The organism is Bradyrhizobium guangdongense (genome assembly GCF_004114975.1).
In the GTDB taxonomy this organism is placed as follows: domain Bacteria; phylum Pseudomonadota; class Alphaproteobacteria; order Rhizobiales; family Xanthobacteraceae; genus Bradyrhizobium; species Bradyrhizobium guangdongense.
Genome location: NZ_CP030051.1, coordinates 7,216,641 through 7,229,762 on the forward strand (window position 1 = coordinate 7,216,641; position 13,122 = coordinate 7,229,762).

Genomic DNA, 13,122 nt, shown 5'->3' on the forward strand with positions numbered 1-13,122 from the left:
GATGACGGATAGCGACGTCACCACGTCCATGTTCGAGCGGATCGGCGGCAGTGCCACGATCGAACGTCTGGTCGACCGCTTCTACGACCGCATGGATACGCTGCCGGAGGCGAAGGTGATCCGCGCCATGCATGCGGATGACCTCGGCCTCATCAGGGACGTGCTGAAACGCTATCTCACCGAATGGACCGGCGGCCCGCGCCTCTACACCCCCGAAAAGGGCCATCCGCGGCTGCGTCAGCGCCATTTCGGTTTTGCCATCGGCGATGCCGAGCGCGATGCCTGGATGCTCTGCATGCGAGGTGCGATGGAAGAGACGGTGACGGACGCCGCCGCACGGCAGGACCTCGATCGCGCGATATCGGGCCTCGCCGCCTGGATGCGCAACCGGCCTTGATACGGCGGCAGCGCGTCAACGCAAATTCTGGCGCGACGCGGCATGCATCGGATGAATTGAATTCCGAGCAAATCGCCTGCTAAGCTCCCGGCATGACCGACATCCTTCCCGACACCATCCGCCGCCTCTACACCGATCCCGGCGAGTACATCGACAGCGACCATCCCAGCGTGCAGCAATTCGCGAGGGATGCCGTGCGCGCGGAGGCGAGTGCGCGCGAGAAGGCAAGCCTGCTCTACAAGGCTGTGCGCGACGGCATCCGCTATAACCCCTACGTCAACATGCGCGCCGCGGAGACCTTTCGCGCCTCGAGCGTGCTCGTTGCGGGCCAGGGCTATTGCGTCGGCAAGGCCGCGCTCTATGCCGCCGCCTGCCGCGTCCACGGCATTCCCGCACGGGTCGGCTTTGCCGACGTAAAAAACCATCTCACCACCGAGAAGCTGCGCGCGAGCATGGGGACGGACATCTTTACCTGGCACGGCTTTACGGAAGTGCATGTCGACGGCGCCTGGCGCAAGGCGACGCCGACCTTCAATGACACGTTATGCGCCAAGGTCGGCGTGGCGCCGCTCGATTTCGACGGTCACACCGACGCGCTGCTGCATCCCTTCGACGGCGAAGGGCGGGCCTACATGCAATACGTCAACGACCGCGGCAGCTACCATGACGTCCCGGCGAAGTTCCTGATGCGTGAGATGGCGCGTGACTATGCCAACATGCAAGGCGAGGACCTGTCCGGCCGCGACATGGAGCGCGAGGCGGAAGCGCGATAGGGCACGGAGCCGTAGCCTGGATGAGCGAAGCGATCTCCGGGCTATAGCAGCTGCGATCGCACCGCCTCCGCGCTGTCCCGCAACAGCGGCAGGAAGCGGTCGATCAGTTCTTGCCTCGGCACGCGATCGACATGAGCGCCCATGTTGATGGCGGCGACGATCACGTCGTCGTAGCGGCGCACGGGCACGGAGATCGAGCGGAAATGCGGCTCGGCCTCGCGATCGACCAGGGAATAGCCTTGAGCCCGATCCTGTGCGATGCGCGCGAGCAGTGTGTGGGGATCGGTGACCGTCTGCGTCGTCAGCGCCTCGCGCCTCATCGTCTTCAGGCGGGCGCGCAAATCGGCATCGTCGAGCTGGCCGAGCATGGCGCGGCCGACCGACGTGCAGAATGCCGGCAGCCGGTAGCCGATCTCCAATCCGCCTGAGAACATCCGCGCCGGGCTGCTGCGGGCAACGAACACGACGTCGTCGCCGTCGAGCACCGCGAGTGAGGAGATTTCGTTCGCGGCCGTTGCGACGCGATCGAGTACCGGTTGCAGCACGGTGACCAGCTGGTTGGAGCGCAGATAGGACGTTGCCAGCGTCAGCACATGCGGCGTCAGCGAGAACAGTTTTCCATCGCCACTGACAAAGCCGCCGCGCTGGAGCGTGAACAGCATGCGCCGCGCCGTCGCACGCGGCAGATCGGCAGCGCGGGCCAGATCGCTGAGCGTCATCGGGCCTGCATTGGTGCCGAAGCACTGCAGCAGGCGCAGGCCGCGATCGAGAGCTTCGACGAAATCCGTCGCGCGCTCGCCAGTCTCGCTCCGCTTCAGCTTGGGCATGAGGGCCGGGATCATCCTGCAAAATAGTGCTTGCTGCCGATCCAAGGCATGTCATAATTCGCCCATTCGTTCAATAGGCGAACAGACGCGAACCCACAGAGGATGCACTCGCCATGATGAGCCAGGAACAGAACGACCTGATCACCCGCACCGGCCCGAAAGATCCGTGTGGCAGGCTGATGCGGAGCTACTGGCAGCCGGCGGCCCTCGTCGATGAACTTGAGGGGGCGCGGCCGATCCGTCCGGTCAAATTGCTCGGCGAAAACCTGGTGCTGTTTCGCGACGAGTCCGGGCGCTACGGCCTGATGGATCGTCACTGCGCCCATCGCGGCGCCGATCTCGCCTTCGGACGGCTCGAGCATGGTGGCCTGCGCTGCGCCTTCCATGGCTGGCTGTTCGACGCATCAGGCCAGTGCATCGAGACGCCGGCAGAGCCGAAGGATTCGAAGCTCTGCCAGAACATCCGCCAGCGCTCTTATCCCGTGGTGGAGAAGAGCGGCATCCTCTGGGCCTATCTCGGCGAAGGCGCGCCGCCGGCATTTCCGGAGATCGACTGCTTCGTCGCGCCAGGCTCCCACACATTCGCCTTCAAGGGCCACATGGCCTGCAACTGGCTGCAGGCGCTGGAGGTCGGCATCGATCCCGCGCATGCCTCCTACCTGCATCGTTTCTTCGAGGACGAAGACACCTCGACCGCCTACGGCAAGCAGTTCCGCGGCGCCTCTGCCGGCAGCGACCTGCCGATGACGAAAATCCTGCGCGAATACGATCGGCCGATCATCAATGTCGAGCACACCGAATACGGCTTGCGGCTGATCGCGCTGCGCGAGATCGACGAGGAGCGCACGCATGTGCGCGTCACCAACCAGCTCTTCCCGCACGGCTTCGTCATCCCCATGAGCACGGAGATGACGATCACGCAATGGCACGTGCCTGTCGACGACGAGAACTGCTACTGGTACGCGATCTTCACCAGCTACACGAACCCGGTCGACAAGCAGAAGATGCGCGACCAGCGGCTCGAGCTCTATCAGCTGCCGGATTACATCTCCCGCAAGAACCGCAACAACGATTACGGATTCGATCCGCACGAGCAGCAAACCGCGACCTATACCGGCATGGGCAACGATATCAACGTCCACGACCAATGGGCGGTGGAATCGATGGGTGCGATCCAGGACCGCACCAAGGAGCATCTCGGTTCGAGCGACAAGGCGATCGTGCAATATCGCCGCCTGTTGCGGCAGGAGATCGAGAAGGTCGGTGGCGGCGAGAAGCCGATGCTGTTCCTGGACGAAGCCAATGCGCGCAGCATCCAGGGCCCGGCGACGATGGACGGCATTGGGCCGACGCGCGGCTGGGAAACATATTGGATGGAAGTCGACGTCAAGCGCCGCCGCGGCGCGCCATGGACCGCGCCGGTGCCGAAGGAGATCGAGGACAAGGTGCACCGGCTGACGGCGGCGGAGTGAGCTCTATTCTCGTCATCGCGAGCGCAGCGAAGCAATCCGGAAATGTGCCCGCGGAAAGATACTGGATTGCTTCGTCGCACCAGCGCAAGATTGCTTCGCAATTTTGTCGCGGGCTCCTCGCAGTGACGGAGCCTGTGGCGGACATCGTGCGACCATCGCACAGCGTGAACTGAGGAGCAACCAAAGTGACTTTCGTCGCGCGCCATGCGCTGTGGTCGGATGAGCAGAAGGACGCGGCGGCACGCATGCGCCGTCTCGTCGAGGAGAGGAATCTCGAGGTCATCCGCCTCGCCTTCCCGGACCAGCACGGCATCTTGCGCGGCAAGACCATCATCGCCTCCGAGGCGATTGCCTCGCTCGAAAGCGGCTGCTCCATCACCACCACCATGCTCGCCAAGGACACCTCGCATCGCACAGTGTTTCCGGTGTTCACGTCAGGCGGCGGCTTCGGCATGAAGGAGATGGAGGGCGCGGCCGACGTGCTGATGGTGCCTGATACCACCACGTTCCGCGTGCTGCCCTGGGCGCCGGCGACAGGCTGGGTGCTGTGCGATCTCTATTTCAATGACGGCCGCCCCGTGCCGTTCGCGACGCGCGGGCTCTATCGGAGGGTGGTCGACGAGCTCGGAAATCGTGGCCATGATTTCGTCGCCGGGCTCGAAGTCGAGTTCCACATCTTCAGGCTCGACGATCCGCATATGAGCGCGGAGGACGCCGGGCAACCGGGCACGCCGCCGTCGGTGAGCCTGCTCAGCCACGGCTATCAGTACCTCACCGAGCAGCGTTTCGATCAAATGGAGCCGGTGCTGGAGATTCTACGCCGCGACATCGTTGCGCTCGGGCTGCCGTTGCGCTCGGTCGAGGTCGAGTTCGGGCCGAGCCAGTGCGAATTCACCTTCGCGCCGAAGAAGGGCCTGGAGCCTGCCGACAACATGGTGCTGTTTCGCTCCGCGGTGAAGCAGATCGCGCGCAGGCATGGCTATCACGCCACCTTCATGTGCCGGCCGAAACTGCCGAACCTGTTCGCGAGCGGCTGGCACCTGCATCAATCGGTCGTCTCGCGCACGAGTGGCGAAAACCTGTTCATGGCCAAAGAGGCCGGCCAGCCGCTCAGCGCGTTCGGCCGCGCCTATCTCGCCGGCCTGCTCGATCACGCCCGCGCGGCCACCGTGTTCACCACGCCGACCATCAACGGCTACAAGCGCTACCGCTCATATTCCTTGGCGCCCGATCGCGCGATCTGGGGCCGCGACAACAGAGGCGTGATGATCCGCGTGCTCGGTGGCGCGGACGACGCCGCGACGCGTCTCGAAAACCGCGTCGGCGAACCGGCCGCCAATCCTTATCTCTACATGGCCTCGCAAATCCTGTCGGGCCTCGACGGCGTAGACCGCAAGCTTGATCCCGGCCCGTCAGCCGACACGCCTTACGAGACCAAGGCGCCGCTGCTGCCGAAGAGCCTGCGCGACGCGGTCGCCGCGCTCAAGGACGATCCGTTCTTCCGCGAAAAATTCGGCGCGGAGTTCGTCGACTATTACACCCACATCAAGAACGCGGAGATCGACCGTTTCCTGTCGGAGGTGACCGACTGGGAGCATCGCGAATATTTCGAGTTGTTTTGAAGATCGCACGTCTGCTCTGTCATTGCGCGGAGAACGCGACAAAATTGCGAAGCAATTTTGCGCTGGCGACTAAGCAATCCAGACTGTCACTACAGAGACAGTCTGGATTGCTTCGCTGCGCTCGCAATGACGGGTGGAGAGAGCAGGAGCTCAGATTCCCAGATACTTATGCTGCAGATCAGGCTCGGCCATCAGCTCATCCGACGTGCCGCTCCACACGGTCCTGCCACGCTCGATGATGGTGTGGCGGTCGCAGATGCGGGCGAGATGGTCGACGTTCTTGTCGACGACCAGGATCGATTGCCCCCTGCTCTTCAGCAGCGACAGGCAGCTCCAGATCTCCTCGCGGATCAGCGGCGCCAGTCCTTCGGTGGCTTCGTCGAGGATGAGAAGCTTCGGGTTGGTCATCAGCGCGCGGCCGATGGCGAGCATCTGCTGCTCGCCCCCGGAGAGCTGGTTGCCCATGTTGGAAGCGCGCTCGGCGAGCCGCGGGAACAGCACGTAGATCGCAGCCAGCGTCCAGGGATTGGCACTGCCAAAGCGATCGGCGGCCGCAGCGACCAGGTTTTCGCGGACGGTGAGGTTTGGAAAGATCTGGCGTCCCTCCGGCACGAGCCCGATGCCGAGCTTGGCGATCCGGTACGACGGGAGCTGGCGCACCTCCGCGCCTGCAAAGCGAATGCTGCCCGCGCGCGCCGGCGTCAGGCCCATGATGGAACGGATGGTCGTAGTCTTGCCCATGCCGTTGCGGCCCATCAGCGAGACCATCTCGCCCGATTTGATCGACAGGGACAGGCCGAACAGCACCTGGGACAGGCCGTAGCAGGTCTCGATGGCTTCGACGTCGAGCAGCGCGTCAGACATGGTGCGTCACCACATGCTGGTCGCCGAGATAGGCGCGTTTGACGTCTTCGTTGGCACGGATCGTGGCGGGATCGCCGGAGGCGATGACGCGGCCATAGACCAGCACCGAGATGCGGTCGGCGAGCGCGAACACCGCCGGCATGTCGTGCTCGACCAGCACGATCGAGACCTCTTTGCGCAACTCCTGGAGCAGCTTCACCATGCGCTGGGATTCGGTCACACCAAGGCCCGCCATGGGCTCGTCGAGCAGGAGCAGCTTCGGCTTGCTGGCGAGCGCGACCGCAAGCTCGATCTGGCGCCGCTCGCCATGGCTCAGCCTGCTGACCACAACATCGGCACGATCCAGCAAGCCGACGCGCTCGAGCGCCGCGTGAGCCGCATCTCGCAGGCCCTGCTCTTTCCGCGCGTTGGCGAAGAAGCGGAAAGAGGTGCCGGCATGGGCCTGCGCCGCCAGCGCGACATTGTCGGCGGCCGTAAAGTCGAGCAGCAGCGAGGTGATCTGGAAGGAGCGTGCAAGTCCCAGCGCACAGCGGCGGTAGGCCGGCAGATACGTGATGTCGCGCCCCGCGAGCGTGACGCTACCGGAATGCGGCTGGAGGTGCCCGGTGAGCTGGCTGATCAGCGTGGTCTTGCCCGCCCCGTTGGGGCCGATGATGGCGTGCAGCTCACCCGCCGCGACGTCAAGCGAGACGTGATCGGTGGCTACGATGCCGCCGAACCGGCGCACCAGCTTTTCAACGCGGAGCAGCGGCTCAGCCACGACCGACCCTCCCGAGCAGACCCATGATGCCGCCGCGGCCGAACAGCACGATCAGCAGCAAGAGCGGGCCCATGATCAGCGCCCAATATTCGGTGATCTGCGACAGGAACTCCTCCAGCAGCAGATAGACCACCGCCCCGATGACGGGGCCGAACAGCGTGCCCATGCCGCCGAGGATGACCATCACCATGAGGTCGCCGGAACGGGTCCAGTACATCACGGCGGGGCTGACGAAGTCGGTGTTGTTGGCGAGCAGCGCGCCGGCGAGGCCGCACATCGTCCCCGAGATGACGAAGCAGGCGAGCTGATAGCGCTTTGCGGGAAAGCCGATCGCCTGCATGCGCTGCTCGTTGGAGCGCAGGCCCTGCACGACGAGACCGAAGCGCGAATTGACGATGCGCCAGATCAGGAAGATCACCCCGAACAGGCAGGCAAGGCAGAGGTAGTAAAACTGCGTGCGGTTCGACAGGTTGACGAGGCCGGAGAAGTCGCTGCGGTTGTAGACGGTGAGGCCGTCATCGCCGCCATAACGCGCCAGCCCCGAGGCGACGTAATAGGCCATCTGCGCGAAGGCGAGCGTGATCATGATGAAGTAGAGGCCGCGGGTGCGCAAAGACAGCGCGCCGATCACCAGCGCATAGAGCGCGGAGGCTGCCAGCGCGACCGGAAACTGGATGAAGCCGGAGCCGACGCCTTCCTGCGCGAGCATGCCGACGGCGTAACCGCCGATGCCGAGATAGGCGGCGTGGCCAAAGCTCATCATGCCGCCAAAGCCCATGATCAAGTTGAGGCTGGCCGCCGCGAGCGCCAGGATGACGATGCGGGTGAACAGCGTCAGGATGAAGATGTTGCCGGACAGATGCGAATAGAGCGGCAGCAGCACGAGGCCTGCCAGCATCAGAGCCGTGACGGCCTTGCTCACACTCAGACCCTTCATCGACGCAAGCTCTTCATCGTCGATTGGCCGGAAACAGCCCCTCCGGCCGCACCACCAACACGATCGCCATCAGGAGATAGATCAGCATGGAGGACAGGGCGGGCGCGGCGGTGGAAGCGGCTGCGCCACTCAGCACTTGCCGCAACAAATTGGGCAGGAAGGCGCGGCCGAGCGTATCGATCATGCCGACGAAGATCGCGGCGAGGAATGCGCCGCGAATGGAGCCGATGCCGCCGATCACGATGATGACGAAGGCGAGGATCAGGATGTTCTCGCCCATGCCGATCTGCACGGTGAGAATCGGCGCCTGCATCAGCCCGGCAAGACCGGCGAGCGCGGCTCCCAGGCCGAACACCAGCGTATAGAGCAGCTTGATGTTGATGCCGAGCGCGCCGATCATCTCGCGGTTGGAGGCGCCGGCGCGGATCAGCATGCCGATGCGTGTCCGCATCACGCCGAGATACAGCAAAAGCGCCACCAGCAGAGCCACGACGATGATGGCGAGGCGATAGGCGGGATAGTGAATGCCGGGCAGGATCGGCACCGGCACGGTGAGCCAGGCCGGCAGCGGCAGCGCCAGGCCGGCCGGCCCCCAGATCAGACGCACGGCCTCGTTGAAGAACAGGATCAGGCCGAACGTCGCGAGCACGTGGTCGAGATGGTCGCGTCCATAGAGATGCCGCAGCGCGCTCGTTTCCAGCACGATGCCGAGCACCAATGTCGCACCCAGTGCCAGCAGCGCGCCAAGCAGGAAGCTGCCGGTCCACGCCGCGAAAGTCGCGGCGAAATAGGCGCCCATCATGTAGAGCGAGCCGTGAGCGAGGTTGACGAGATCCATGATCCCGAACACCAGCGTCAGGCCGGCGGCGAGCAGGAACAGCAGCAGACCGAACTGCAATCCGTTCAAGAACTGTTCGACGACGAGCAGCATCAAAACTCTTTCAGGCGCATGCGGACGCGCGCCGATGTTCGAACACAGTCGCCATCAGTGAAAGAGCTCCCCCTGCCTCTTCAAGGCGGAAAAATGGGTAATGGCAGTATCGTTCCGAGGCAAGAGCGATTCGACACCAAACATGCACTTTGTTGCATGCCGATGCATGTGATCAAAGCCCGCCTTGCGAAGCCCGGCCCAGCGAGAAGACAGCCGCGCCGGCTGGGTCAGCCTGCCGCACCCAAACGATCACCCCCTCCCGTTGCCGGGGAGACGGTGATTCACGTGTCGAAGCGATGGGAACGTCTAGTGCGACGTGACCTGGTGAGGGAGATCGTCCGGCTCGTTGAGCTCGCTGTTGGCGGTGGAGGCCTCCAGCGCGGCCATCCGGAACAGATAGGCCAGGGTCGCCAGCCCAGTGTCCTCCGCCATCTGCGCCAGCTCGAGCGCCATGTCGGACATGTAGCCGAGATTCTCGTCCTTGGTCTGCGCCATGATCTGGCTGTCTCGCATCATGTTCGACATCTCAGGCGCTCTTTCGTTGCGCGGCGGTGCGGCCGCAGAGGTTGGCACGGGCAATGCAATTGAGGCGGGGTCCATCCTGATGGACGACCGAGGCCATGCCGATGCGATCATGCAGGGCATCGACCGTCGCCTGGCGAATGTCGATGGTCGCCGCCATGGTCCAGGCATTCTCCACCAGCGCAGGCAGGCCAAGCGGCGTCACGACGAAGCCGGCCTCGTGGAAGCGCGGCAACCACCACGTCTCCATGATCGCGCTGACCTGTGCGATACCCTGATGCAGACAGAACTCCTGCACGGCGGCCATCAATTGCAAATTGAGGGCGCCGTCGCGGCGTTCGCGTACGACGAAATAGCGCGACCATTCCCAGACCAGAGGATTCGAAGGACAGCCGCGCACGGCCGCGAGATGCGGGAACACCTCGCTCATCATGGAAGGCTTGGTCGTGGGATAAAGCCGGTGCCCGCCGAGAACGTGGCGCCCTTCCAACGCGAGCAGATAGACCGTGTCCTCGTTGTCATAGGAATCGATCTCGCGGCGATCCGGCTTGCGCAACGTCTCCCAGTGCCGTTCCTCGACGAATATGTCGTGGCGCAACCGGAAATGCTGCTCAAGCACGTCTTCGTAAAGGTGGCGGTTCAGCGCGGAAATTGCGTGAATCATGAAATCCCCCATTCGGCCTCAATGGGGGTAACCTCGGCGAAAAGGCGCGGATTCGGTATTGGGAAATTTCCCAGTACATCGCCTAAGGACTGATGATCTTGTGACGAATCGCGAGCGCAACTGCATGCGTACGGTTGACCGCACCCAACTTGCGCGCAGCAGTTGCAAGATGCTCTTCGGCGGTGCGCTGGGTAATGTGCAGGATTTCTCCGATCTCCCAGGCGGATTTTCCCCGCGACGCCCACGCGATCACCTCGCGCTCGCGCGGGGTCAGGCGGGTCGACGGATGCGGCGACGGCGCGAGCAGACGGCGAATGTGGTCGAACCCGTACATCGCCATCAAATGCAGAGCCGGCTTGCTGCGGGTATTGAGATCAAGATGGACGCCACCGAGCGACACCGCGGCCTCATACCCGGTGAGCCCATGGATCGGCACGATGAAGCCGCGCGACATTCGAAAATCGGTGGCGCGGTTCATCACCTCGGCCGCGTCAGGCTCGCGTTCCGCATCATACGGCGCTTCCGACCATTCAAACGGGTTGACCGATAGCCGGCATAGCCGCACCACCGGATCGGCCCGGTCGTAATTGTTCTTGGTATAAAGGCTGAACCACCCCGCAGGCCAGCGCTTGGCGAGCACCATCTGCGCGAACCGTTGGTCAGGATTCGGCAGACCGGTCACGATGATGGTTTCAAAGCCGAAACGACCGAACGCGGTTTCGAGCGCATCCATGGCCTCCGGGACCCTGTCATAGGCTCCCAGCCCTTCGATGAAGTCCAGCGCTTCGCGGCCATAATCCACGGCGGACATCGGTGCGTTCCCTGCCCCTCGTCGCTCCCTATAGCACGTCTTGGCGGCCTGCCTCAATTCACCGCGTCCGTAATATCCCGGTGTGGCGCAGGCACCGAAGATTTAATCTACTTGTGGAGGAAGTGGCGTGCAGATACAGCTACGGCGTCTGGAGTGGGAGAGCCACGATGGAAGACGAGAACATCGCCCTCGACAGCGTGCTCGGCCTGGAATTGAACCGCGTGTTTTTCGCCGTCCGCGACACGGCAAACAAGCAGAAGATCATCGAGTTCGCGCGCGAGGTGCTGCAGAGCGAGCGCCCCAGGCTCGTCGACAGCGCTTCGCCGGAAAGCCCTGCGCGCTAGCACGCGGGCGGCAGCAGACGACGCCGATGCGACCGGTCGCGCGACGATACCCTTCGATGTGAGGACTGGCCTTTCTCGAAACAGCGTGACTGCGAAGTTACCCGTCCTTCTTCCCTCCCATCAAGGCTCCACTTGCCGCTGGATGACACGACGGCTGTCGTGAGATGATCGTCGCCACGATCGTCTTTCGGATGCCAGGACCATGATGACGCTGCGACAGGTTGAAGTGATCCGTGCCGTGATGGTGACGGGCACCATTGGCGGCGCGGCCAAGCTGCTGAACGTGTCGGCCCCGGGCATCAGCCGGCTGGTCAAATACACCGAGCGTTCGCTCGGCATCCGCTTCTTCCAGCGCCAGAACGGCCGCTACTTCCCGACGCCGGAAGCCGAGAACATTTTCGAGCAGATCAACGGCGTCTACAAGAAGGTCGACGATCTCTCCGAGATCATCTCCAAGATCGGGCGCGGCGGGTTGTCCGAGCTGCGCATCGGCTCGGTGCCGAGCATCTCGCAGGTGATGGTGCCGCGCGCGATCGAGCGCGTGCGCCGCCGCTATCCCGATCTCGGCATCGACATCAATATCCTCAAGCTCGAGGAAGCGATCGACTATCTCATGCTCGGCCGCGGCGAGTGCGTCGCGATGAGCTACCGGCTGGAGCACTCCGGGCTCGACTTCATGCCGCTCGCCTCCGGCGAGCTCTACTGCATCGTACCGCCCGGCCACGAACTCGCCGGCCGCAAGCAGGTGTCGGCCGCCGAGATCACCCGCTATCCATTGATCGGGATCGATCCGAACGATCCCTACGGCAGGATCATGGCCGAGATCTTTGCGCGCAACCGGCTCGACTACAACATCACCATCCGCGCCCGCTTCGGCACCACGGTCTGCGCGCTGGTGAAGGCGGGGCTCGGCATCGCCATCATCGACCAGTTCACGGTGGCTCATGGCGGCTATCCCGGGATCGAACTCCTGAAGATCACCGAGCCGACCCGGTTCGACACCTACATCGCGGTCAAGCGTGGCGCGCCGCTGTCGCTGCATGTCGAGTATTTCATCGAATCCCTTCGCGCCGAGATGCGCGCGGTCGAGCCTTCCCGCGGCAACGGCAAGGCTGCTGCGGGGCGCGGACGGAAGAAATAACATGACGTTAGGTTTGCGGGACAAAAGGGTAATTGTGTTAGCCGGAGGAATGATTATCGTCGCCCTTGGAATAACGCGGATTTCTGCACTCATGCTGGGTCCGATTGCGCCCACCAGACGATAGCGAACCATGTCAAAACGCGGATACGCCGCCAGCAAAAAGCTCCTCACCGGCCTGATCGGCGCGCCGATCGCGCATTCCGCCTCCCCTGCCATGCATGAGCGCGCCGCTGAGGCCCTCGGCCTGCGCGGCCATTATCAGCTCATCGAGGTCGCCGGCGCGGACGCGGCCGGGCTCCGCATGATGCTGGAGGGCGTGCGGCGCCTCGGCTTTGCCGGCGTCAACGTCACATTTCCCTACAAGGAAGCGGTGGTGCCGCTGCTCGACGAATTGGCACCGGGTGCGGCCGCAATGGGCGCGGTCAACACGATCGTCGTCAGGGATAACAGGCTGATCGGCCACAACACCGACACCACGGGTTTTGCACGTGCCGTCGCGCCGCTGCTGGCGCCCACGGGGAACGCGGTCGCCGTGATCGGCACCGGCGGCGTCGGCAAGGCGATCGCCTTTGCGCTGGCGAGCCTGAAAGTGGCCGACCTCCGTATCTTCGACAGCGAGCCGGCCCGCGCCGAAAAGCTCGCCGCGCTGCTGGCCCGGCATGGCGGCGCGCGGGTGGCCGGAAGCGTCAAGGACGCGCTCGACGGAGCAACCGGCCTCGTCAACGGCACGCCGGTCGGCATGCTGCCGAACCGCGATACCCCGGTGCCGGCCTCGCTGCTGCGCGAAAACCTGTGGGTCGCCGACGCCGTCTATTCGCCGCTGATCACGCCGCTGCTGACCGCAGCCCGAGCCAAGGGCGCGCGGATCATGACCGGTCGAGAGCTCGCGATCTACCAGGCCGCTGACGCGTTCGAGCTGTTCACCGGCCTTGCCCCGTCGACCCAAGTCATGGGAGAGGCTTTTGACGAGGTGATGGCGGCAAGAAGCTCTGCCTATTACGCAGCGTAACCGAAGCGGTCGGATACAAGGCCGCCACCAGAACCGAACATCGAAAGG

15 protein-coding genes are annotated in these 13,122 nt (G+C 63.9%); 7 read left to right on the forward strand and 8 right to left on the reverse strand.

The genetic code is table 11. The features are described 5' to 3' along the window. Nucleotide 1: 1 nt before the first annotated feature. Nucleotides 2-397 (forward strand): group II truncated hemoglobin, encoded by a 396-nt coding sequence (locus X265_RS34580; protein ID WP_128968891.1) that lies wholly within the window; start codon nucleotides 2-4, stop codon nucleotides 395-397. Nucleotides 398-489: 92 nt separating this feature from the next. Beyond that, nucleotides 490-1,170, forward strand: coding sequence for a transglutaminase-like domain-containing protein (locus tag X265_RS34585; protein ID WP_128968892.1), 681 nt, complete (start codon nucleotides 490-492; stop codon nucleotides 1,168-1,170). A gap of 41 nt (nucleotides 1,171-1,211) precedes the next feature. Here X265_RS34585 and X265_RS34590 read toward each other — a convergent pair whose 3' ends face one another. Further along, nucleotides 1,212-1,997: an IclR family transcriptional regulator domain-containing protein gene (locus tag X265_RS34590; RefSeq protein WP_128968893.1), complete on the reverse strand. Its 786-nt coding sequence runs from the start codon at nucleotides 1,995-1,997 to the stop codon at nucleotides 1,212-1,214. A gap of 113 nt (nucleotides 1,998-2,110) precedes the next feature. On the opposite strand from X265_RS34590, the gene X265_RS34595 reads away from it, so the two are divergent. Both X265_RS34595 and X265_RS34600 read left to right on the forward strand, forming a co-directional pair. Next, complete coding sequence (locus X265_RS34595; RefSeq protein WP_128968894.1) at nucleotides 2,111-3,469, forward strand: aromatic ring-hydroxylating dioxygenase subunit alpha; 1,359 nt, start codon at nucleotides 2,111-2,113, stop codon at nucleotides 3,467-3,469. 185 nt (nucleotides 3,470-3,654) lie between these two features. Then, nucleotides 3,655-5,091, forward strand: a complete 1,437-nt coding sequence (locus X265_RS34600) for a glutamine synthetase family protein (protein WP_128968895.1) — start codon at nucleotides 3,655-3,657, stop codon at nucleotides 5,089-5,091. Between the two features lie 150 nt (nucleotides 5,092-5,241). Here X265_RS34600 and X265_RS34605 read toward each other — a convergent pair whose 3' ends face one another. From X265_RS34605 to X265_RS34635, 7 genes are all read right to left on the reverse strand, one after another. Further along, nucleotides 5,242-5,955: an ABC transporter ATP-binding protein gene (locus tag X265_RS34605; RefSeq protein WP_128968896.1), complete on the reverse strand. Its 714-nt coding sequence runs from the start codon at nucleotides 5,953-5,955 to the stop codon at nucleotides 5,242-5,244. Then, nucleotides 5,948-6,715 (reverse strand): ABC transporter ATP-binding protein, encoded by a 768-nt coding sequence (locus X265_RS34610; protein WP_128968897.1) that lies wholly within the window; start codon nucleotides 6,713-6,715, stop codon nucleotides 5,948-5,950. Before X265_RS34610 ends, X265_RS34605 begins: the two co-directional genes overlap by 8 nt. Beyond that, the gene (locus X265_RS34615; protein WP_128968898.1) at nucleotides 6,708-7,652 is read right to left on the reverse strand and encodes a branched-chain amino acid ABC transporter permease; all 945 of its coding nucleotides are present in this window, start codon (nucleotides 7,650-7,652) and stop codon (nucleotides 6,708-6,710) included. Before X265_RS34615 ends, X265_RS34610 begins: the two co-directional genes overlap by 8 nt. A 13-nt stretch (nucleotides 7,653-7,665) precedes the next feature. Further along, the gene (locus X265_RS34620; protein WP_128968899.1) at nucleotides 7,666-8,583 is read right to left on the reverse strand and encodes a branched-chain amino acid ABC transporter permease; all 918 of its coding nucleotides are present in this window, start codon (nucleotides 8,581-8,583) and stop codon (nucleotides 7,666-7,668) included. Nucleotides 8,584-8,889: 306 nt separating this feature from the next. Further along, complete coding sequence (locus X265_RS34625) at nucleotides 8,890-9,108, reverse strand: hypothetical protein (RefSeq protein WP_128968900.1); 219 nt, start codon at nucleotides 9,106-9,108, stop codon at nucleotides 8,890-8,892. Nucleotide 9,109: 1 nt separating this feature from the next. Then, complete coding sequence (locus X265_RS34630; protein WP_164938940.1) at nucleotides 9,110-9,769, reverse strand: acyl-homoserine-lactone synthase; 660 nt, start codon at nucleotides 9,767-9,769, stop codon at nucleotides 9,110-9,112. Nucleotides 9,770-9,851: 82 nt separating this feature from the next. Beyond that, a complete protein-coding gene (locus tag X265_RS34635) occupies nucleotides 9,852-10,580 on the reverse strand; it encodes a helix-turn-helix transcriptional regulator (RefSeq protein ID WP_128968902.1) in 729 nt (242 codons plus the stop codon). A 167-nt stretch (nucleotides 10,581-10,747) separates the two neighbouring features. Between X265_RS34635 and X265_RS34640 the strand changes: the two genes are divergently transcribed. The 3 genes from X265_RS34640 (at nucleotide 10,748) to X265_RS34650 (ending at nucleotide 13,074) form a co-directional block, all read left to right on the forward strand. Beyond that, a complete protein-coding gene (locus X265_RS34640) occupies nucleotides 10,748-10,924 on the forward strand; it encodes a hypothetical protein (RefSeq protein ID WP_128968903.1) in 177 nt (58 codons plus the stop codon). Between the two features lie 202 nt (nucleotides 10,925-11,126). Next, nucleotides 11,127-12,065 carry a LysR family transcriptional regulator gene (locus X265_RS34645; RefSeq protein WP_128968904.1) on the forward strand — a complete coding sequence of 313 codons (939 nt, stop codon included), beginning with the start codon at nucleotides 11,127-11,129 and terminating at the stop codon, nucleotides 12,063-12,065. Nucleotides 12,066-12,195: 130 nt separating this feature from the next. Continuing rightward, a complete protein-coding gene (locus X265_RS34650; protein ID WP_128968905.1) occupies nucleotides 12,196-13,074 on the forward strand; it encodes a shikimate dehydrogenase in 879 nt (292 codons plus the stop codon). Nucleotides 13,075-13,122 lie beyond the last annotated feature (48 nt).

Bases quoted from the DNA above. Each gene is read 5' to 3' on its own strand.
- X265_RS34625 (WP_128968900.1), bottom strand. From the start codon at position 9,108: ATGTCGAACATGATGCGAGACAGCCAGATCATGGCGCAGACCAAGGAC.
- X265_RS34580 (WP_128968891.1), top strand. From the start codon at position 2: ATGACGGATAGCGACGTCACCACGTCCATGTTCGAGCGGATCGGCGGC.
- X265_RS34650 (WP_128968905.1), top strand. From the start codon at position 12,196: ATGTCAAAACGCGGATACGCCGCCAGCAAAAAGCTCCTCACCGGCCTG.
- X265_RS34590 (WP_128968893.1), bottom strand. From the start codon at position 1,997: ATGCCCAAGCTGAAGCGGAGCGAGACTGGCGAGCGCGCGACGGATTTC.
- X265_RS34595 (WP_128968894.1), top strand. From the start codon at position 2,111: ATGATGAGCCAGGAACAGAACGACCTGATCACCCGCACCGGCCCGAAA.
- X265_RS34615 (WP_128968898.1), bottom strand. From the start codon at position 7,652: ATGAAGGGTCTGAGTGTGAGCAAGGCCGTCACGGCTCTGATGCTGGCA.
- X265_RS34640 (WP_128968903.1), top strand. From the start codon at position 10,748: ATGGAAGACGAGAACATCGCCCTCGACAGCGTGCTCGGCCTGGAATTG.
- X265_RS34605 (WP_128968896.1), bottom strand. From the start codon at position 5,955: ATGTCTGACGCGCTGCTCGACGTCGAAGCCATCGAGACCTGCTACGGC.
- X265_RS34645 (WP_128968904.1), top strand. From the start codon at position 11,127: ATGATGACGCTGCGACAGGTTGAAGTGATCCGTGCCGTGATGGTGACG.
- X265_RS34620 (WP_128968899.1), bottom strand. From the start codon at position 8,583: ATGCTGCTCGTCGTCGAACAGTTCTTGAACGGATTGCAGTTCGGTCTG.
- X265_RS34630 (WP_164938940.1), bottom strand. From the start codon at position 9,769: ATGATTCACGCAATTTCCGCGCTGAACCGCCACCTTTACGAAGACGTG.
- X265_RS34585 (WP_128968892.1), top strand. From the start codon at position 490: ATGACCGACATCCTTCCCGACACCATCCGCCGCCTCTACACCGATCCC.
- X265_RS34635 (WP_128968902.1), bottom strand. From the start codon at position 10,580: ATGTCCGCCGTGGATTATGGCCGCGAAGCGCTGGACTTCATCGAAGGG.